Source organism: Streptomyces sp. NPDC037242, from assembly GCF_055604165.1.
In genome coordinates this window covers 73,460-93,003 of the sequence record NZ_JBVJUY010000023.1, presented here as the reverse complement: position 1 = coordinate 93,003, position 19,544 = coordinate 73,460, and the positions used below count along the sequence as shown (strand labels likewise).

The 19,544-nt window shown below is 68.2% G+C and carries 17 protein-coding genes, 2 pseudogenes and 1 CRISPR repeat array; of the genes and pseudogenes, 6 read left to right on the top strand and 13 right to left on the bottom strand.

Annotated elements, in window-relative coordinates; genetic code table 11:
- Nucleotides 1-2,192, bottom strand: a 2,192-nt coding sequence (locus ACZ7GJ_RS25600) for a tetratricopeptide repeat protein (RefSeq protein ID WP_470755044.1), incomplete at its 3' end; no start/stop codon positions are given.
- A complete protein-coding gene (locus ACZ7GJ_RS25595) occupies nucleotides 2,189-2,614 on the bottom strand; it encodes a hypothetical protein (RefSeq protein ID WP_470755042.1) in 426 nt (141 codons plus the stop codon). The genes ACZ7GJ_RS25600 and ACZ7GJ_RS25595, both read right to left, overlap by 4 nt.
- Nucleotides 2,615-2,631: 17 nt before the next feature.
- Between ACZ7GJ_RS25595 and ACZ7GJ_RS25590 the strand changes: the two genes are divergently transcribed.
- Nucleotides 2,632-3,213, top strand: coding sequence for a hypothetical protein (locus tag ACZ7GJ_RS25590; RefSeq protein ID WP_470755040.1), 582 nt, complete (start codon nucleotides 2,632-2,634; stop codon nucleotides 3,211-3,213).
- Nucleotides 3,214-3,341: 128 nt separating this feature from the next.
- On the opposite strand, the gene ACZ7GJ_RS25585 is transcribed toward ACZ7GJ_RS25590, so the two are convergent.
- The 6 genes from ACZ7GJ_RS25585 to ACZ7GJ_RS25560 form a co-directional block, all read right to left on the bottom strand.
- Complete coding sequence (locus tag ACZ7GJ_RS25585) at nucleotides 3,342-3,614, bottom strand: DUF6959 family protein (protein ID WP_470755038.1); 273 nt, start codon at nucleotides 3,612-3,614, stop codon at nucleotides 3,342-3,344.
- A 1,133-nt stretch (nucleotides 3,615-4,747) separates the two neighbouring features.
- Nucleotides 4,748-5,019: a CRISPR direct-repeat array (repeat unit 28 nt; unit sequence GGTTCATCCCCGCGGGCGCGGGAAGCAG).
- Nucleotides 5,020-5,395: 376 nt separating this feature from the next.
- Nucleotides 5,396-5,713 carry a DUF6193 family natural product biosynthesis protein gene (locus tag ACZ7GJ_RS25580; protein WP_470755035.1) on the bottom strand — a complete coding sequence of 106 codons (318 nt, stop codon included), beginning with the start codon at nucleotides 5,711-5,713 and terminating at the stop codon, nucleotides 5,396-5,398.
- 621 nt (nucleotides 5,714-6,334) lie between these two features.
- Nucleotides 6,335-6,709: a DUF6009 family protein gene (locus ACZ7GJ_RS25575; protein WP_393819929.1), complete on the bottom strand. Its 375-nt coding sequence runs from the start codon at nucleotides 6,707-6,709 to the stop codon at nucleotides 6,335-6,337.
- Complete coding sequence (locus tag ACZ7GJ_RS25570) at nucleotides 6,706-8,232, bottom strand: DNA primase family protein (RefSeq protein ID WP_470755033.1); 1,527 nt, start codon at nucleotides 8,230-8,232, stop codon at nucleotides 6,706-6,708. The genes ACZ7GJ_RS25575 and ACZ7GJ_RS25570 overlap by 4 nt, the downstream gene beginning before the upstream one ends.
- Nucleotides 8,229-9,332, bottom strand: a complete 1,104-nt coding sequence (locus ACZ7GJ_RS25565) for a bifunctional DNA primase/polymerase (protein WP_470755030.1) — start codon at nucleotides 9,330-9,332, stop codon at nucleotides 8,229-8,231. The genes ACZ7GJ_RS25570 and ACZ7GJ_RS25565 overlap by 4 nt, the downstream gene beginning before the upstream one ends.
- A gap of 594 nt (nucleotides 9,333-9,926) precedes the next feature.
- A complete protein-coding gene (locus ACZ7GJ_RS25560; protein WP_470755026.1) occupies nucleotides 9,927-10,238 on the bottom strand; it encodes a hypothetical protein in 312 nt (103 codons plus the stop codon).
- A 196-nt stretch (nucleotides 10,239-10,434) separates the two neighbouring features.
- Between ACZ7GJ_RS25560 and ACZ7GJ_RS25555 the strand changes: the two genes are divergently transcribed.
- Nucleotides 10,435-10,971, top strand: a complete 537-nt coding sequence (locus ACZ7GJ_RS25555) for an SMI1/KNR4 family protein (RefSeq protein WP_470755022.1) — start codon at nucleotides 10,435-10,437, stop codon at nucleotides 10,969-10,971.
- A gap of 46 nt (nucleotides 10,972-11,017) precedes the next feature.
- Here ACZ7GJ_RS25555 and ACZ7GJ_RS25550 read toward each other — a convergent pair.
- The 5 genes and pseudogenes from ACZ7GJ_RS25550 to ACZ7GJ_RS25530 form a co-directional block, all read right to left on the bottom strand.
- Nucleotides 11,018-11,161, bottom strand: a pseudogene (locus ACZ7GJ_RS25550) (IS630 family transposase); the annotation flags it as partial.
- Nucleotides 11,162-11,430: 269 nt separating this feature from the next.
- Nucleotides 11,431-11,847 (bottom strand): hypothetical protein, encoded by a 417-nt coding sequence (locus ACZ7GJ_RS25545; RefSeq protein ID WP_385604760.1) that lies wholly within the window; start codon nucleotides 11,845-11,847, stop codon nucleotides 11,431-11,433.
- A gap of 51 nt (nucleotides 11,848-11,898) precedes the next feature.
- Entirely contained in the window at nucleotides 11,899-12,603 is a 705-nt protein-coding gene (locus ACZ7GJ_RS25540) for a hypothetical protein (protein ID WP_470755014.1), read from the bottom strand.
- Between the two features lie 1,124 nt (nucleotides 12,604-13,727).
- Nucleotides 13,728-13,889, bottom strand: coding sequence for a hypothetical protein (locus tag ACZ7GJ_RS25535; RefSeq protein ID WP_470755011.1), 162 nt, complete (start codon nucleotides 13,887-13,889; stop codon nucleotides 13,728-13,730).
- Between the two features lie 564 nt (nucleotides 13,890-14,453).
- Complete coding sequence (locus ACZ7GJ_RS25530; RefSeq protein WP_470755010.1) at nucleotides 14,454-14,963, bottom strand: hypothetical protein; 510 nt, start codon at nucleotides 14,961-14,963, stop codon at nucleotides 14,454-14,456.
- Nucleotides 14,964-15,159: 196 nt separating this feature from the next.
- Between ACZ7GJ_RS25530 and ACZ7GJ_RS25525 the strand changes: the two genes are divergently transcribed.
- The 4 genes and pseudogenes from ACZ7GJ_RS25525 to ACZ7GJ_RS25510 all read left to right on the top strand — a co-directional run bounded on the left by ACZ7GJ_RS25525 (nucleotide 15,160) and on the right by ACZ7GJ_RS25510 (nucleotide 19,478).
- The gene (locus ACZ7GJ_RS25525) at nucleotides 15,160-16,320 is read left to right on the top strand and encodes a ParA family protein (protein ID WP_470755008.1); all 1,161 of its coding nucleotides are present in this window, start codon (nucleotides 15,160-15,162) and stop codon (nucleotides 16,318-16,320) included.
- Complete coding sequence (locus ACZ7GJ_RS25520) at nucleotides 16,317-17,555, top strand: ParB/RepB/Spo0J family partition protein (protein ID WP_470755006.1); 1,239 nt, start codon at nucleotides 16,317-16,319, stop codon at nucleotides 17,553-17,555. The genes ACZ7GJ_RS25525 and ACZ7GJ_RS25520 overlap by 4 nt, the downstream gene beginning before the upstream one ends.
- A gap of 131 nt (nucleotides 17,556-17,686) precedes the next feature.
- A pseudogene (locus ACZ7GJ_RS25515) lies at nucleotides 17,687-18,211 on the top strand (phosphotransferase); the annotation flags it as partial.
- A 61-nt stretch (nucleotides 18,212-18,272) separates the two neighbouring features.
- A complete protein-coding gene (locus ACZ7GJ_RS25510) occupies nucleotides 18,273-19,478 on the top strand; it encodes an RNA-guided endonuclease InsQ/TnpB family protein (protein ID WP_470755004.1) in 1,206 nt (401 codons plus the stop codon).
- Nucleotides 19,479-19,544: the final 66 nt, after the last annotated feature.

Sequence of the window (19,544 nt, the reverse complement as noted above, 5' to 3'; positions counted from 1 at the left end):
TGCTGGAACCCGACAGCCTGCTCGTACTCCCCGCTCATCAGCCGCACGCATCCCAGCTCGTGGAGCGCGTTCGCCCGTCCGAGCCGGTCACCGAGACCCTCGTAGAGCGCCAGCGCCCGCTGCTGGAACCCGACAGCCTGCTCGTACTCCCCGCTCATCAGCCGCACGCATCCCAGCTCGTGGAGCGCGTTCGCCCGTCCGAGCCGGTCACCGAGATCCTCAAACAGCGCCAGCGCCCGCTGCTGGAACCCGACAGCCTGCTCGTACTCCCCAGTCTCCAGCCGCACTCGGCCCAGCTCCTGGAGCGCGTTCGCCCGTCCGAGCCGGTCACCGAGATCCTCGTAGAGCGCCAGCGCCCGCTCAAGGAACCCGACAGCCTGCTCGTACTCCCCGCTCATCAGCCGCACTCGGCCCAGCTCCTGGAGCGCGTTCGCCCGTCCGAGCCGGCCACCGAGATCCTCAAACAGCGCCAGCGCCCGCTCGTGGAACCCGACAGCCTGCTCGTACTCCCCGCTCATCAGCCGCACTCGGCCCAGCTCCTGGAGCGCGTTCGCCCGTCCGAGCCGGTCACCGAGATCCTCGTAGAGCGCCAGCGCCCGCTCAAGGAACCCGGCAGCCTGCCCATGCTCCCCACTCATCAGTAGCACTCGGCCCAGGTCGTGCAGGGCATCGGGTTCGGCGTAGGGGTTGGAGTCGTCGTGTACGGCGTTGTCGTGTGCGGCGGTGGCGGCGCGCTGGTGGAGCGTTGCCGCCTGGGCCCAGGGGCCTTCCTGGTACAGGAAGGCGGTCATCGAGGCAGTCAGGTCGATCACTCGGGTCGCCTGGTCGGCGGTGGCTGTGTCGAGGCAGGCGAGGAGGTTGGCCCGTTCGGCGTGCATCCACGCCAGGGCGCCGGCCCGGTCAGCCAGCGGTGGCGCGCCTGTCACTGGGACAGCGGGGGGCGGGTCGTCGGGGTCGTGCGTTTCGTTGAGGTGCTGGTGGGCGATCTGGGCGGTGTGCTGGTAGTAGTCCCACAGCCGCTCAGTGGCGTGCTCCTGGTCGTCGGTCGCATCGCACTGGGTGGTGAGGGTGCGGGCGTAGGTACGGAGCAGGTCGTGGGGTTGGTACCGGCCGGGGGCGGTTTCGTCGAGGAGGTGGTCGGTGTAGAGCTCTTCGAGCTGGCGGCGGGCCTGGTCCAGGGGAATGGCGTTGAGGGCGGCGGTGGCGTAGGCGTCTGTGTCCGGTCCGGGGTGCAGACCCACGTAGCGGAAGACGCGTTGCCGCTGGGCGGGAAGGTCGCGGTAGGACATGGCGAAGGCGGTCCGCACGGCGAGGTCGTCGGGTTGGTCGCCGTCGCTCAGTTCACCGAGGCGGTCCTGGGTGGCGGCGACGGTGTCGGCGAACCAGCCCAGGTCCCAGAGGGGGTGGCGGGCGAAGCGGCCGGCGAGGATCACGAGGGCGAGCGGCAGGCAGCTGCACAGTTCGACGATGCGGGCGAGGGCTTCTGTGTCGGCGGGCTGGGGGGTGTGGCGGGCGATGCGGAGGAAGAGCGACGCTGCCTCGTCGGGCGGCAGGGTGTCAAGGGGCAGGGCGAGTGCGCCGTTCAGGGCGGTCAGGCGGCGTCGGCTGGTGATCAGGGTCAGGCAGCCGGGGCCGCTGGGCAGCAGGGGCCGGACCTGGGCGTGGTTGAGGGCGTCGTCCAGGAACAGCAGCAGTCGCCGGTCGGCGGTCCGGTCCCGCCACAGCGCCTGCAGGCCTTCGAGGTTCAAGGGAAGGTGCTGGGCGGCGATGCCGAGGCGGGTGAGGAGGTCGGCCAGGACGGCCTCCGGCTTGGCCGGTTCCTGGCCGGGGGTATGGGCGTGGAGGGGCTCGAAGAGCTGGGCGTCGGGGTAGAGCGGGGCCAGGCGGTGGGCGAGGTGGGTGACCAGGGCGGTCTTGCCCACCCCGGGCATCCCGTCGACCGTGTGCACGGACAGAATCCGGTGAGGGCCGGCGGCCGTCAGCAGGCGCTGGATCTGGTGCTCGCGGCCGGTGAAGTCGGCAACGTCCGGGGGCAGACTGTGCAGCGCCGTCGGTACAGGCGGAGGCGGACCGGCGTAGTTCGTGTTGTTGATGTTCTGGGTCGCGTCACGGGCTGCCACGACCGCTGTACTGGCATCAGCGGTCGAGACGTTCAGCCGAATGTCGTGGGGCGGCTGCGTACCGTCGGTCATGGCTGCTTTGGCTGGTTCACCGTCACGTTGTGGCCGGCCACGTTGGCGTGACTGTGCCCGCTGGTGGTGACGTTGAGCACGATGGAACCGACCTGGTTCTGTTCGGCTTTGGGTAGCAGGGGGGCCAGCTGCTCTTCCACCAGCCGCTGGATGTCGGCAGCGAGTGCCGTATCCCGGTCGAGGAGATCCTCCAAGGGAACCCGCCAGCCGGCCACCAGGGCCTGCTCGCGGTCCTCCTGCTGCCGTTCACGGGCCACCAGGACGCGGGACCGGGTCAGTTCCAGGTCCGCGGCGACAGCGTCGGCCTGCTCGGGCCACACCCGTCGCCACAACGCCACCGTGGCGTCCCGGGCCTGGCGCCATCCGTCCGTGGCCATCGCCCCTACCAGAGCGCTCGCGGCTGCCAGCGTGATCGGATCCATCCTGTGCCCCCTCCATCGTGCCGGTCGGCCACCATCGTGACGCCACTGGTACCGGACGAGCCATAGGCCCGAAGCATCGAACATGCCCCGAACAGTCCCGCACCCTCTTCGTCAAACTCGACGCACACGGCCCCCACGTACCCCAACTCGACCTCCTCGAATACTCCACCCAGAACATCTGCGCAGCCGTCTCCCTAACCCTCCCCGGCACCGACACCGCCTGCATCGCCCTGGCCCTGCCCACCCACCAGCACCACCGCCTCACCGGCACCGCCGCAGCCCTCAGCCACGCCTCCACCGGCCTCCTCCTCACCCGCCTCCTCACCCTCAACTTCGCCATATCCCTCGCGGTGCTCCTCTGCCGACGGGGTCCGGGTCCGCTCGACTCGCGGAGAGCCCGCCTCGGCGCGGCCATCGTGACCATCGCCCTGGTGCTTCTCAGCTGGTTCGGCAAGCCGGTCGCTCTGGGCATCGTCAGCGGAATCTTTCTGCTCTGGTTCTCCGCAGCCCTCGTGTGGGCCCACGCCGACGGGGACCATGGCCGGCACGCACTCCAGCGTGCGTACAACGTCACCTTCGGGTGGGGCGACGGGTTCTGAGTACCCAAAACTCGACGCCCAGGCCGTCTCTTTCGGATCTTTCCCCTGCTTTCCCGCCCCTGCCCCTTCGTCCCTACCCACCGGGCGTCAGGATGGGCGGATGGCGATGAGCGAGACGGAGCTGCTGGCTACGGATAGAAGGGTCGGGAGATCCCGTGGGCTTCGAGCGCTTCGGTGTAGCGCTGGAGCTTCTCCCCCAGATCGGCATGGAGGAGGCTCGCCGCGTGCCGTGCCTCCTCCAGGTCGCCTGCAGCGCACAGCTCGACGAGTTCGGCCACATCCGTCTGGAGGATGCTGAGGGTGTCCCCTTGGATCAGGACGCCAGGAAAGTTGCGACCTGGGAGGCGCACCACGGCGTCATTCCCGCCGTCGGTGAACAGCTCGGCCTCTACTCGTTCCATCGGAGCCCCCGTCTCGGTTTCCGTCTCGTTGATCGCCGTCCACGGGCGTTCAGGGCGGGGCCAGGATGGGCTGAGCTGCCGACAGCGCGTGGACGCAGGTGAACAGCCTCGTACACGATGCCGGGGAGCATCAACACGATTGGAGTCATGGGAATGCCGCAGGAAGTGGGGAACCCTGGGGCGCCAGGCCGCCCGCGCGCTAGGGTCCGATCGGGAGGTGGAATGGCACGCAAGAGCGCGGAACCACCCGCATTGGCACTTGGTGTTCTTGTCCCCGTTGCTGATCTTCGTGATTACGGAGGAGGACCGGATCTTGCGAGCTTTCCTGACTGTCGGGATCGTCGTGGGGGCGGTTCGCTACGGGCGCGAGTCGGTGAAGTGGGCACACGGCAGCCAGGCACAGCAACCGCCACCGATACAGACACCGCAACGGTCCGAGGGCTATCTGTAGGACCCGCGAATAGGCCTGGGGCGCCCCGTGACGGTTCCCGTGAGACCCAAGACCAGAAGGCGCCGTCGACGGGGGTGGAGTTGGTGCTACGCGAGATCGCGGATCCATCCGGCTCGGCGAACTCTTCTGCCCTCCTTGGCCGCGTTGTCCGCAGCACCCGCATGCCGCCCGCCACGAGACCATGACCCAGGAGTACGTCAAACAACTTGCCTCGTTGGGTGCGCAGGTCCGGACGCTGCCCGAGTTGTTCGGTCGAGTGACAGTGAGGTCGCCTTCATCCCCCGCGGAGACCAGCAAGACGGCGTGGTTATCGTCCAGGACCCCTCTACCGTCAGCTACCCGTGTGCAGTCTTCGATCACTCGTAGGTCCAGGCCACACCCCTGAACCCCGGTCACTCCGGAACGCGCGTCGTTCAGACGGAAGCCAAGCAGGCGATCGTGCGACTGCCCACGGAAGGCATGAAGGACGAAGTGATCGCCAGGAGGCTCGGCATGTCACTACGAACCTGCCGCAAGCACATCGCGGAGATCATGGAGAGCATCCGCGCCGAGAGCCGTTTCAGCTGGGCTACCTCATCAGGGCAAGGCTGGGCGACGCGAAACGCGCCAAGGTCCCGCCGGGTTCATCCCCCGCAGATGCGAAAGCAGGGGCGGGAGCAAGTCTCGGCTTGCCGACCTCGGGGGCTCATCCCCGCGGGCGCGGGGAGCAGCAGCCGGGCCCCGGCGACGGTGTCACCGGAAAGGGTTCATCCCCGCGGGCGCGGGAAGCAGTCGCCCTCGGAGATGCCCCACGCCTCCATGTACGGTTCATCCCCGCGGGCGCGGGAAGCAGTGCTCCTGCCAGTCGTACCGGTGGCGGGCGGTGGGTTCATCCCCGCGGGCGCGGGAAGCAGGCGGCTCGGCACTGCTCCGGTGCAGGTCAGGGGGGTTCATCCCCGCGGGCGCGGGAAGCAGACTTACTGACCTGGGACTCTATGCGGCCAACGCAGCATTCTCGACCACTTTCACCGAATCCGGCTATCAAGGCATATCCCCCTGTTCCAGGCAACGGGCCCCAGCGTGTGAAACGCCGACGGTCGCGCGGCGAACACCATCTGGTCAGCGCAGCGACGTTGCCCCTCCGCCCTGCGCACCGGATGGTAGTCCTTGCACCTCCTGGCGCTCACCGATGTCGATCGCATGGGCGCGGTGCCCGCGTATCGATCCCGATCCGGGCCAGGCAGTGGTTCACCGCCCACGGTCCGGGGCAGCGGCATCTCCGCCTCGATGACATCGAGTAGTCCGGCAAGGCTTACGAGGGAAGTCGGGGCCGCCTGTCGTACACCAGCCGTCACGCCCCGAAGGACGGCGGGACAGCGTCCTCGGGGAGGCCGGCCAGGATGGCTGCCACGGGCTCCGCCGCACCGTCCGCCTCCCGGGCCACGCCGTCGGCGTACCGCACCCGGTACCGGCCGTCGCCGATCGACGTGGCTCTCGGTAGGTCCTTGCAGATGGGCGGTGCGGCCCGGCGGCTGAAGGTGAGCCAGTAGACGCTTTGCCCCGGCGACAAGGCCCGAAGCTGCGGCTGTTCGAAGGCGGCCTCCACGAGTTCGTACAGCGCGGGGTCCGGCCTGCGCGCGGCCGCCTCGCGCAGTAGGCGCCACCGCACCGGCACAGCGTCGCCGCGCTCGTGGGCCTCGGCCAGCTCCCACGTCCGCAGGAAGGGCCACTGTGCGACGAGTTCGCGGACCCGGGGCCCTGCAGCCAGGCATGCAGCGCCCCGACCACCTCGGACAGGTCCTGGGTGTCGCCGGTGGCAAAGCGGACACCGCCGGCCCAGCAGTCGACGACGAAGCAGCGCTGCTCACCGCCGATCATGTGAATGCTTGCCTAGCGACCGTCGGCTTCCACCCGCGCGGCCACGCAAGCCCAAGGCCCTCGCGATCGGCCACGGCCTGAAGGGCGTTCTGCAAGGAACCTTCCGGGACGACGTCGGGGTAAAGCGTCACGTACTCGCGCATGGGGTCGTTCGGCGCTGCGTCGCCGGGCAGGATCTCGGACACGTGATCGGGTTGCCAGGCCGACTGTACCGACCTCGATGCCGCCCACCGCCCGCCTCCGCAGACCTTTACGGAGGCCTGACTCCGGGCTGCCACGCTTCGGTCTGCGTTGAGTCGCTCAAGGAAGACCGCAGGTCAGAGTGTGATGCGTACACGATCAGCGACTCAAGCGACTGGCGCTCAGACATACAGCAAGATCGGCCACGAGGCTCGTCGCCGGTACTGGGCGGTCAGGCGTCCGCCGCCTGCGCCGGACGCTCCGAGCGTTCGGTCTTGCGGCCCTTGCTGCCGGCCGTGAGGGTGGTCGGGTCGACCGCTTCCGCCGGGGCGCCGCTGGCGTAGAGGCCGTCGGGGACGGTGTCCCTGTCGTGGGGCAGGAGCCAGAAGACGCGGCGGCGGAAGGTGCCGCTGGAGCGCGAGGGCTTGGCGCCCGGGCCGAGCTGGGCGTAGCCGACGAGGCGGCCGTCGCGGTGGTACGCGGGCTTGCCCCGGCGGGTGGGGAGGCGGTCCAGGGACTGGCGCACGTAGTCGAGTTCGGTGACGTCCTCGAGCCAGACGAGGTCGATCTCGTGGTGGATCTCGTCGTCGGAGATGAGGGAGCTCATGCGTTCTCCTCCTCTGCGCGCAGTCCGAGGCCGGGGTAGTACTTCTTCGAGTTGGACAAGATCATTTCTTTGGGTGAGGCGAGGCCCACGAGTTCGCGGGCCCGCGCCGCGAAGGCGCGGGAGGAGACGGTGGGCGCTCCTTCATTCTGGCACCAGGTGCGGTACACGTTGTAGAGGCGGGCTTGTTCCGCCCTGTGATCGGCGTGGAAAGTACAGCACTCCTCGAAGAACCGGCCGGTGTGGTCCTCGGTTTCCGCGTACGCAGTGGTGGCGATCCGCACCGGCTCGGGACCCGTGAGGTCCTTCTCCCCCGCCAGGTAGCGGCGGGCTCCGTCGATGAGCCAGGCCAGGATCCCGGGGCCCTCCTCGGTGACGAGGATGTCGGCGAGGTTGTCGATCTTCCGGTCGTCGGAGACGACCTTCTCGAACGGGACCAGGCGCATGCGCCGCCAGAACGCGAAGCCGCCGGTGCCCACCTCGGGGCGGTGGTTGCCGATGAGCCACAGCTTGTGGGTCGGCGCGAAGGAGAAGAAGTCCTGGCGCATCCTGCGGGCCTTGATGCGGTCGCCGCCGGTGAGGAGTTTGACGCGGGCCTCGTCGAACTTGTCGCCGGGCTTGACCTCGGAGCACACGATGACGCGCCGGCCGTGCAGTTCGGCGAGCTCGGTGGGGTGGCCGTCGAAGGTACGGGCCATCAGGAAGCCGGGCGGGGCGGCGTCGGCGTAGTCGCCCAGCAGCTTCATCAGGACGTCCAGGAGGACGGACTTGCCGTTCTTGCCCGAGCCGAAGAGGAAGGGCATGACCTGGGCACCGACATCCCCGGTGATGGAGTAGCCGAGCATCAGGTGCAGGAAGTCGATCATCTCCCGGCCTTCGGCGTCATCGCCGAAGGTGTCGGTGAGGAAGCGGTTCCAGCGCGGGGTGGGCTGCGACTTCGGGCCGGTCGACGTCGAGCGGGAGTGGAAGTCCTTGTCGGGCTCGGGGGCGCGGATCAGCCCGGTGTGCAGGTCGACGATGCCCGCCGGAGTGCACAGGGCGTACGGGTCCGCATCGAGGAGCTCGGCCCGCAGGACCATGCCGGGGGCCGCCTTCGCCTGCGTCAGCATGGCGTTCATGCCCGAGGTGCTCAGCGCCCGCCGCCTGTGCTTCTGCAGCGACTGGTTGCTGTGGATGCCGCGGGGGTCGGTGGTGGCGATGGCCTCGGCGAGATCTCCGGCGGCCCAGACGACCGTGTCGTCCTCATCGACCTGCCAACGGGTGGTGTCCCACCGGTACCAGCCCAGCCCGGGCACGTGCCGGTAGTCCCCCGCGTACAGGCGGACAAACAGCTTGGCGTTGCCTCGGTCGCTGAGGGTATCGGGCAGCAGCCCTGCCGGGGTGGCGTGTTCCAGGTGCGCGCGCTCGCCGCCCTGGGCAGGGACGGGAGCGGGTCCCGGCGCCGGCTCCTGGGCCAGGATCTGCGCGGCGATGGCCTCGGGGTCGAAGTCGAAGAGGAAGCCGTCGGTTTCGGGGGCGGGGCTCACCGGCGGCCTCCAAGGTGCAGGGGGCGCTGCGCGCCGGCGGCCATGCCGCTGCGGATGATCTGGGCGGTGCGCTGGGCCTGCCCCGGACGGGTCGCCTCGGCAGTCTCCCGCAGGGCCCCCTCCGCGGCGGCTTCGCCCAGGTGTCCGGCCGCGACGAGGCCTCCCAGGGTGTACGCCGCCCGGTTCAGCTTCTCCGTGAACCCAGCGCCCTCGGTGACCTGGGCGCACCCGGCGACGTCCGCGAGCAGGGCCGCCAGGAGCCGCGAGGTCTGGTCCTGGCCACCGCCCGCCGCGAGGACCGCCTGGCGCGCACGGGGCGGTACGGGCCTAGGAGCGGGGATGTGAGGGGCCGGCAGGTGTCCCGTGCGCTGGAGCTCCTGGGCGAGCCAGGCGGGCAGCGGAGCGGGCCTACGGACGCTCCCTACGGGCTTGTACGCGCCCGCGGCCGTGGTCGTGCCCGGGGCGATGATGTAGCCGCCGTGGGCCCGTACGTCGACCTGCCAGGCCAGCGCGCGCTTCCCGGAGCCCGTGGAGCACTGCCAGCGGCGCCCGTCGGTGGCCCGGTACCAGACGTGCAGCCCGCCGGAGGGCGTACGCACCCGCAGCGTGGAGGCGTCGTCTGCGGGGCTGCGCTCGCCCCGCAGGGCGGCGAGTACGGCCAGGGAGTGGTAGCCGGTGGTCATCCCGGTGACGTCGATGTGCTCCCCGATGGCGATGCCCGGCAGGAGCCGGTCCCGGAAGGGGATTTCGCTCTGGTGCGCATCGACATCGATGACGACGAGATCGGCCGGACCACAGGCCACTCCCACGCCCAGGGTCGGGTTCTGCCCCCACCAGTGGTCGATCCGGGAGTAGTCCAGGGTCGCGGCGTGAAAGCCGTGGCACCAGCGACCGGCGGCCAGGCAGGCGCAGTCCTTGTGGGTGTGCCCGGGAGCACTGCAGTCCCGGCAGTTGGAGGCCGGCGTCTTCCGCCCGGACGCGAGCGGGTGGACCGGCCAGCCGTTGCTGGCACACCACCGGGCCAGGCGGAGGCCTGCGATCGAGCGCTCAGGGGTGGGCTGCCCTGAGTCGCTGCGAGAAAACCGCAGCTCAGCGGGCATTCGTTTCCCCTCACAGCGACTGAAGCGACTCAACAACGAACACAGACTAGCGAAGTCGACCTGGCAGCGTGCGCAGCGTGTCGCAAACACCCGGCCGGTGTGTCGCCGACTGAAACCTCGAGCACCTGCTGAAACGGCCCTTGAGCGCTCTCGCAGCGACTCAAGACTGAAGCCCAGCGACTGAGCGGTTTCAGTCGCTTCAGTCGCTCTTCACAAAACCGCAGGTCAAAGCCTTGAACAGCTACCAACAGCGACTGAAGCGACTGAAGCCTCCTATATATGACGCACACGCGCACACATGAATGTCCTCATATACCTGAGCTTGAGTCGCTTCAGTCGCTGTTCTTCCCAGGTCAGCCCTCTGACCTGCGGTTTCATCAGCGACTCAAGCAGCGACCGAAGCATCTTTGGTCACTGGCCCTTCAGTCGCTGCCGGTCACCGGCCCCGGTGCAACGATGCTTGGACGCTCTGATGCGACAGCTGAGCGATTTGGCGGACGCGGACGAACCCGCGTGGCCGACGCTCCAGAAAGAGTCCGCCAGCAGCTCGACCCCGCTGGAGGTGCTTGTCGCATGCGGGCCGGCTCAGGATGATCAGGATGGACTTGCCGGAGCCTTGCCATCGCCTTGCGTCGGACCCACAGCCGCCCACCAAACGATCAGCCGGTCAGCCATCGCATCCGTCGCGTGGAACACAGGGTCGAGACCGAAATGGTCCTCCAGCTCGTACCAGAGGAACTCACCGATCTCCGCTCGGTTGGCGCCACGGTGAAGACGCTTGAACAAGGGGGCGAGTATGCAGTCGTACTCGTCCTGCGCCAGGTCAGCGACGCCGAGCGGGTCCCACTCGTTGAGCAGATACCGCAGGTTGTCAAACAGCACCGCCGATGGGGTCCAGGTAGGCATCAGTCCAGCGTGCCATCCGACGAAGACTGCCACCGCCGATTATCGCGGGCATCGCCGCCGAGCTGGATGCGAACGAAATGACCTAGCGCTGCGACCGGGAAGGTTCGCCGGGTTGATGACGCTGGGCCCCTCTGTGTTGTCAGAGGGAGGGCTGATGATGTTCCCGACCAGTCGCACATCAGGGACGAGGGAAGACATGCCATCGCCACTGGAACGCCTCCAGGCGCTGCTCGGTGAGCCGGAGGAGGCCTGGGGCTGGGCGCGCCGCGAGGTCTGGGAGGCCTCCGAGCAGCACCTCGGTGTCACGCTGCCCGCGGACTACAAGGCCTTCATGGACGTGTACGGGCCGGGAACCCTCGACGGGTACCTCCACCTGGACCGGCCGACAGGTCTCACGACCCCTGCCGAACTCGAGGACTTCTGGTCCCTGGAGGGCTGGCGCAATGCACGGAGAGGGTGGGAGGACCTCTACCCCTTCCCCTTCCACCCCGACCCGGGTGGGCTCATCCGCTGGGGCCACGACGAGCACAGCAGCGAGTACTACTTCCTGACCAGCGACCCGGATCCGGACAATTGGGAGATCGTGGTGGGCAGCGAGTGCGCGGAGTGGTACCGCACCAGCGGCACCTTCACCGACTTCCTGATGCGCTGCTTCGACGGCCTCAACCGGGCGCCGTTCATGGACCGCTCCTGGCCCCGAGGCGACGCCCGCTACGAACCCTTCGACATGTAGTGCTGTGCCCGGGAACGGCTGGCAGGTCGGGCGGTCACACTGCTGTTTACGGTGGTCTGCCGCCCCAGAGGACACCTCGTTCGGTGCGGACGCGTGCGCGTCTGCGTCGTTGGGTGGCCAGGACATCGGGGTGGCGGGCGTTCTGGTTGCGCCAGCGCAGGCAGGCGTGCAGGGCCCGGGTCTGGACGGGGCGGCTCCTGCTTGGGCCGAATAGAACCGCACGACCGGCTGCTGGCCACCTACCGGCCAGCGCAAGGCTGGTGAAGACGATCCGCAGGGAACGGCCCGGCTGAGCCTGGGGCGGCGTCCGGTCGGAGGACACAGGCACCGCGTGCAGAGCAGTCCTGCTGGGCCGAGGCCGTACGCCGCGGATATAGTGGGGCCACCAACTGTTACTCAGGCGCAGAAGGCCCTCCACCACGGTGGAGGGCCTTCTGTCATGTAGTGCCTATGCCCAGGTCAGGCGACCTGGAGCTTCGGGCGGCCCGTCGGGGCGGGCGGGGCCTGGTGGTACGTCGGCAGCTTCAGGTTGGGCAGGTCGCCGGCCTGGATGCGGACGAGGGCGGCACGGAAAGCCGCCTCCATGGCCTCGGGGTTCTCGTACTTCGCCGCCAGCGGGTGGAGCCGGTACGAGTTCCCGTTGCGTTCCTCGCTGCGCGGCCGCAGGACGATGTTCAGCTCGCACAGGGGTGCCATGAGGCCGCTGACGGCCTGGGGCGTGACCCCGTACTCGGCCGCCATGTCCTTCTGCCGTACCGGCAGCGCTCCCCCGAAGTCACTGCGGGAGACGAGGTATTGGAGGAACTTGACGGCGGACCCTGACAGCGGCAGGGCCCAGATGCGCTCCGCGACGATCGGAGACATGACGTTAGCCATGGGACGGCCTTCCTCGTGAGCGGTCGCCCGTGCACGGGCCTGGCAGCACTATCACCCGGTACGTTTCCTTCCCCGAAAGCCGGCTTCGACGCCGAAGTCGAGGTCCAGCTCCTCCTGATGGGCACCTTCCGGCCCGACCGCGTACGGGAACGTCTCGGTGTCGCGGTCGTGGCGCTCGGCGATCTCAGCCAGGACTTCGTGCTGGGCCGTGCTGTTGCCGTGGAACCACAGGCGCACGTTGATCTGGATCCGGCCGTTGCCGGCCTTCTCCACCCAGTTGTAGCCGCAGAGCGCCTGGACGGCACGGTTCACGGTGGAACGCGTGATCATCTTGCCGCCCTTCTGTGCGGCGATCTTGTTCAGCCCGTCTGTGATCTCCTGTTGCGTGTACTGGGTGATGCCGGTGCCCGGCAGCTGCCCGCCGGCCACGAAGAGGAACACGCAGAGCTGGGACTTGGTGATGCTGTTCGCGACGGCCAGCTGTGCCAGGAGCTGCGTGAACCAGTTGCTGGCCAGGCTGTAGCCGGCGCCTCCGGCCATGTCGTGGACGGACTTCGGGTCCGCTGCGTACTCGAAGTGGACGCCCTTGAGCCGGCGGCGGCCGCCGGGGTCGGCGGCGTGCGCCACCTTCTCCCCGAGTTGCTGGCCGAGGACGGCCAGGATGTCTCCGTACTCGGCTTCGCTCCCTGCCGCGGCAGGGGCGGGGACAGGCCGGGGCCCGCGCTGTCGACGACGGGCGGGCGGATCAGATGTCACAGGACCTCCTTGTTACTCAGGCGGTCCGAGGCTATCCAAAAAATCAACGTGTGCTTGTCTTTTGACGCGTTGGCGCGCCGAGAGGTGCCTCTGATGGGCACTGCTCACGCCATACGCGCGATAAGTCCACGACACGTGAACTTATTTTGCCTGCAGGCCCCGAAAGTCCACGACTGCTTGATTTAGCGTGTCGCGATGACGGCACATTTCGAGAGGGCCCGGAACGCGGGCATGGGTTCTGACCCGCTCACGCCCGATGCTCTGACCTGCAACGATCCGCGGCCTGGTGCCGTCGCCAGAAAATCAACGGGTGCTTGATTTTCCGGCCAAGTGTGTCCGCTGGGTACACACTTGAAGGGTCCAAATGTGCTCCCCACGACACATGCAGTCGGAAAAACCAGCAGGTCAGAAGCCTGCAAGCGCGGCGTCCTCTTACTAAAAGAGCAACCTGGACACCTACCTGAACCGCACCGGGTCTCAGTAGGTCTGACCGTTGCGGGGCCCCGGACCCAACACACCGACAGCCGAGCCTTCCGGGCCCAACTCCCCCACTGACAGCGGCCCAAGGACGGTCACCCCACGCCTAGGCAATCGACTCGATGCGACCTTGCCTGCCCCTCCTCGGCCACATGATGCGCCAGCCACAGTCGGCTCCGGCCGTCATGCCCAGTGAGGGCGCCCTGCGCCCGAGGGGTGCACCGGCGACCGTCAGGGAGCCGGGGCAGGGCATGAGGGGGAGCGGGTCCAGGGCGCCCAAGCGCCTGGCGAGGGGGTCTGGGGGGCGAGGAGCCCCCCATGCTGCGGCCGGTCCAGCGCGGCCAGGCGCTGGCGGGGTCCAGGGGCTGGCCCCTGGGATTCACGATCCGAGGCCGACGGCGGACAAGAGCCTGGCTTGACAGCGCACCTCGCAGGAGTGATCGAGGGACTCGCCCGTCACGGGCAGGCGGCGCTCGTAGCCGAAGCCGCCGGCGCGGCCCCGGCCCTGGTGGCGACGATCAGCGGATCACCTCCGTCGATCTATGAGAACGTGCGAGAGCTGTCCCGTCAGATAGCGTACGGAAGTTTGATCGCCGTGCGGTGGGCTGTTCCGAGGATCAATGAAGTCAGGTGGGGAGGAGTCCCCCCTACTGGCCCGCGGGGCCGGCGTTCCCTGCTCGCGCGGCGGCAGCCGCCTCCAGCAAGGGCCAGCCGTCGACCTCCACCGCCCGCCGCTCCCCCGGCTGCCACCCACGGGCCAGCGCCACGTCGAGCAGGGCCCGGACGGTGCCCGGCTCGTGCAGGTTCAAGTCTGCGCCCTGTGTGAAGCCCACGTCCCCGGAGCCGAAGGGGGCCCCACCCGGGACATACCGGCCGGGCCCGTCGGCAAAGACAATGCGCAGTGGGCCGCCGGTGCCGGCTGGCTGAGGGGACAGGGTGAGGATTTGGCGGCAGTCCACGGACCGGCCGTCATGGTCCCTTTCGTGGCTGTGGCGCAACGTCCACATGTACACGCGCCCGTCGGCGACCAGCCGACGGGGCTTCTTCGAATGGCGAGGCATACAGCCGAAGGTACGCGGCCGGATCCACAAGACACTCCGAGCGGTGATCAAGCTTCGATGAGACGAACAGGACGTTCGTCAAACCTCGGTGAGATCGGTCAAGGTCCGATGAGACAGGACAGGAGCGGAGCTATCGGAATCTTCCGGCAGAGGGGGCAAAAATCGGCCCACAGAATGGCCCCTTAGGGCGCCTATCTCTGCACTCCCGGTGCGATGTGACCTTGCGCCGCACACAAGGCCGCCAGAAGGGCGCACGGAGCTTTTCGGCTCTCTCGGACCGCCTTCGAAGCTGCTCCATGACACCTCAACGGCTCAATCCATGTCGGTCGGTCGCTCCTGGAGGATCTGGATCGCTCGACGGGCTGCGTCACCGTGATCCGTTTGTGCGAGCATCTCCAGCGCATGGGGGTCGGCCCATGAGCAAGCTTCGCGTAGTGCCGGCTGCAGATCGAAGCCGATCTGCTGGGCAACCCAGTCCGCGATCACGAAAGCGTCCGCCACAGCCGCCGGGTCGGCTGCGATTTCCGGGCCGAGCAACGAAAGTCCGCCATCGTTCTCTCCGTATGCGAGCGCGAGCGCCACCAGAGCCCAACGGGCCTTCCGGCTCTTGGGGTCGCGGCGGATCTGCTCGCGGGCGTAGTCGCCCAGCTTGTGGACCGTGGGGTGGTCGTTCGCCCAGCCGCTCCAGAACGGGTCGTCACGGGGCAAGGCATCGAGAGCAGTCAGGCCGTCCGCCAAGGCGCGCACCAGGCGCTCTGCGAACTCAGGGTGTCCTGTGGCATGACCGGACTCCCGCAGCGAGGTGACGACTCTCTGGCTCATCCGAGCATCTTGTCTGCCGCAGTTCAGCAGGTCCATGGCGGGCGAAGCCCTCGGGTCAAGGCCGGTCCCTGGGAGCGCGAGCGCTGGCAGGATGATGGAACTGTCCTGATTTCACAGCGAAAGTGATGACAACAGGGGCGAGATGCTTCCGGTGCGCCTCTTCGCCTTCCCTCGTGAAGGTTAGTAAGGTACCCGTATGACCGCCCCATACGATCCGGAAGTCAGGGAAAAGGTAGTTGCCAAGCTGCCGGCGCCCCTGAGGCAGGAACTCAAGGTCCGCGCTGCCCAGTTGGGCGTGGACATCCAGGACGCCGTCACCGAAGGCATCCGCGCATGGCGTGCCGACGCCTCGTCGGCCACTCCCGTGGACACCTCCGGTGCCTCGTCGTTCTCCACGTACCTCCCCACCGGCCTGTACGGGGAGTTCAAGGAGGACTGCCGAGTGCGGGAGATCCCGTACAACCAAGGCGTCGCCCAGTCGATCCGACTGTGGCTCGACACCCACCCCTCCCCCATGGGCCGGCGCCGACCCTCCAGCGAAGGCGCTCGCCGGATCGTGGTCTGCAACCAGAAGGGCGGCGTAGGCAAGAGCGCCATCAGCAACGGCGTCTCCCAGGCCCTTGCCGAGACCGGCGCCCGCGTCTGCGTCATCGATTTCGACCCCCAGGGGCACCTCACCCGACACCTCGGCGCCGACATGCTCGGCATCAAGGAACCCAGCCTCGCCAAGCACATGCTGGGGGAGATCGAAGGACGCGTCCGCGACCTCCTCGTGCCCATCGAGCACGGCGTCTTCGCCGGCCGGCTCTTCCTCCTTCCGTCCTGCAAGGACGCCTTCCTCCTGGACGCCCGGCTGGCCACCACGCGCAACGTCCGCACCAAGGAGACGGCGTTGGAGAAGGCCCTGGAGGAACTGGAGAAGGAGTTCGACTACATCGTCGTCGACTGCCCGCCCAGCCTCGGCTACACCATGGACACCGCGCTCTACTACGCACGCACCCGCGAGGGCGAGGCGGCCAAGACCTCCGGCATCATCGTCCCCGTCCAGGCCGAGGACACCTCCGCCGATGCCTACGACATGCTCAGCGAGCAGCTAGAGGACCTCATCGACGACCTCGACATCGACATCACCCAGCTCGGCTTCGTCGTCAACCTCTACGACAGCCGCAAGGGCTACGTCGTCACCTCCTCCCTCAACAGCTGGAAGGAGTTCGGCGACCCGCCCGTCATCACCGTCATCGCCGACCTGAAGGAGCAGCGCGAAGCCGTGCGCGTCAAACTGCCCCTCCTGCACTACGCCCCCGACTGCGAGCAGTCCGAGGCCATGCGCGAGATCGCGCGGAGGATTTCAACATGAGCAAGAGCGACCTCCTCGGCACCGGAGCCGCCTTCAGCAACGCCCGCCGCACCGGCGGCCGCAGCGAGCGCGGGCGCGCCAAGGCCATCGCCCAGGGCGACGTGCCGAGCTACGAACTCATCCGGGTTCCCCTCGACCAAGTATCGCCCAGTCCCCTCAACCCGCGCCGCAACTTCGGCACGGACGAGGAGAAGACCCGCTTCGGCGAGGAGCTGCGCCAGGCCCAGCTCTCCGCCTGCGTCGTCGCCACCCGCAGTGCCTACCTCGGACTGTGGCCCGAGCACGAGTCCCGCATCGGCGCGGCCGCGTACGTCCTCATCAACGGCGAGCGCCGCTTCCGCAGCGCCCTGCACGTGGGACTGGAGTCGCTGGACTTCGTCGTACGCGACGACCTCGCCGCCTCCCGTGCGGACTTCATCGACCACCTCCTCGCGGAGAACCTCGAGCGCGAGGACTTCGACGTGATCGAGCGCGCCCGCGGTGTCCAGCAGCTGGTCGACACCTGCGCCGACGAAGGCCGGGAACACGGGGCCAAGTCCCAGGCCGCCAAGCGCCTGGGCCGCTCCCCCTCGTGGGTCACCAACCAGCTCGTGCTGCTGGAACTGCCCGAGGAAATCCAGATCCTGCTCAGCTCCGGCGAACTCCCCGAACGCGACGGCCGCCTGCTCGCCCGTACGGCGAAGGACCGACCCGGGGCCAGCGCGGCGGAACTCCTCGCCTTCCTGAAGGGCAACAAGGAGCAGGAAGCCCAGGTGAAGGCAGCCCAACGGGAGATCCTGCGCAGCGTGCAGGAGCCCGTGGCGGTACAGCAGCCGGAGGCAGCGGGCCAGACCGGGGGAGTGCCGGAGGCGGTGGCAGGGGCACCGCAGGCGAGCTCGCAGCCGGACCGACTTTTGTCCGCGGACAAAAGTCTGCAGACTCCGAGCCCGTCGGCGCCCACCGCGGAGACCTCGAACCCGGAGGCTGAGTCGACCCGTCCGACGCCGGTTCCGGCGCCGAACGAAGCGGTGATCACGGCGGCACCGGTCGCTGATGGATCCGCCGCAGTGGAGCCTGCGGTGGGGGAGCGGGATCCGGAAGGCGTCATCCCCACGCAAGCTCGGGCAGCGGAAACGACCTCGGTTCCGTGGCAGGACCCGAAGGCCATGTACCAAGTGATCTGGGCGAACATGTCGGCCAAGCACCGAGCCGAGCTGACGATGCTCCTGATCGAGAACAACAACCAGCGGAACTAGCAACCGCTGCTGCTCGTCCTGAGTCCTGAGGGGCCCCACCGCACGGTGGGGCCCAGACTTTTGTCCGCGGACAAAAGTCTGGGGATGCTGGGGATCTCGGGCGATCTGCTCCTGGATGGTTGAGTGGGATCATGGACAGCTTCGAGATCGATGAGAACTTGGTGCGCTCTCTGGTGCGTGAGCAGCATCCGGACCTTGCCGGACTGCACCTGCGTGAGGTGGTCGGCGGTTGGGACAACCAGCTGTTCTGTCTCGGGGACGAGTTGGCCGTGCGCATGCCGCGCACCGAGCGTGCGCCGTCCCTCTTGCGCAAAGAGCACCGGTGGCTGCCCACCCTGGCCCCTCGCCTTCCACTGCCGGTCCCGACCCCCGTGCGGATTGGTGAACCGTCCGCACGCTTCCCGCGGCCATGGACCATCGCGACATGGGTTCCCGGCGAACCAGCCGACCGCGCCCCGATCAGCCACGACCGCGCGGCCGCTACCTTGGCGGGCTTCCTCAGGGCGCTGCATGTGGAGGCGCCCGCCGAGGCACCGGTCAGTCCGGATCGCGGCGTTCCCCTTGAATCGCTCTCGGACGTTTTCGAAGCGAGACTCGATGAAGTCGCCTCCGGAGGCGTTGCCGCTGACCTCCGGAATGTCCGGGACGTCTGGGACGCGCACCAGTTCTGACCTGCACTCTCTTTCGTTGTCAGTGGGGGCTGTTAGGTTGCGGATCATGACGACAGCAGCGCTGGCCGGCGGCGTGTCCGGGCATGCCCGGTACAGGTACCGGCTGCGCGTGTCGTCCACCGCCCTGGCCCAGCTCGATGCCGAGTGGGCGCGGTGTCGTTGGCTGTGGAACGAGTGCGTGGCGATGTCCCGCAAGGTCCACGGCTTGAACAAGACCGCCGAGCAGAAGATCACGTGTGGTCCGGCGCAGCTCGACAAGATGCTGACCGAGGCCCGGCAGGCGATGGCCTGGCTGCGTGAGGGTGCGTCGGTGCCTCAGCAGCAGATCATCAGGGACTTCGCGAAGTCGCGGGCGAAGGCACTCAAGGACATCAAGGCGAAGCTGCCGGTGCGGCAGCGGGCTGGGATGCCACGCATCAAGAGGAAGCGGGAGGCCGCGCCGTCGCTGAACTACACGCAGCGCGGCTTCCGGATCAAGGATGGCCGCCTGCACCTGGCGGGCGGGATCGTTGTGACGGTGGTGTGGTCGCGTGACCTGTTTTCTGCGCCGTCGTCGGTGCGGGTGTACCGGGACAGCCTCGGGCACTGGTACGCGTCCTTCGTGGTCGTCAGCGCCAGCGAGACCCTTCCTGCTACCGGCCACGCCATAGGCATCGACTGGGGCGTCAAGGAAACCGCTACCACCACCTCCGATGTCCACGACCTCCAGCACGCCCAGCACGGAAAGACGGCCGCGCACAAGCTCGCCCGGTACCAGCGACAGATGGCCCGACGCCGTACTCCGAAGAACCGGCCCGACACCGCCGGATACCGCAAGGCCCGCAAGGCCGCCGCGCAGGTGTCGAAGAAGATTGCCCGGCAGCGGCAGGACACCGGCCGAAAGTGGGCCAAGAGCGTCGTGCGGGACTTCGACCACCTCGCGGTCGAGGACTTCAAGCCGAAGTTCCTCGCGAAGACCACCATGGCCCGCAAGGCCGCTGACGCCGCGATCGGCGCGACAAAGACGGCCCTGACCGAGATGGCCCGCAAGCACGGCCGTACCGTCCACCTGGTCCACCCCGCGCACACCACCATGGACTGTGCGCAGTGCGGAGCGAGAACCAAGCACGCACTCCCTCTTTCCGAACGAACGTATACGTGCACCGCGTGCGGAGTCGTCTCCCCGAGAGACAAGAACTCCGCCCGTGTGATGCTCGTCCGGGCTGGTCTCAACCCGGCTAGTGCTGATCTTGTAAGCGCTGCCCCCTGCTAGGGGTCAGCCGAAGTGAGCTAGGAATCCCCGTCCTTTAGGGCGGGGAGGATGTCAATCTGCTCTACC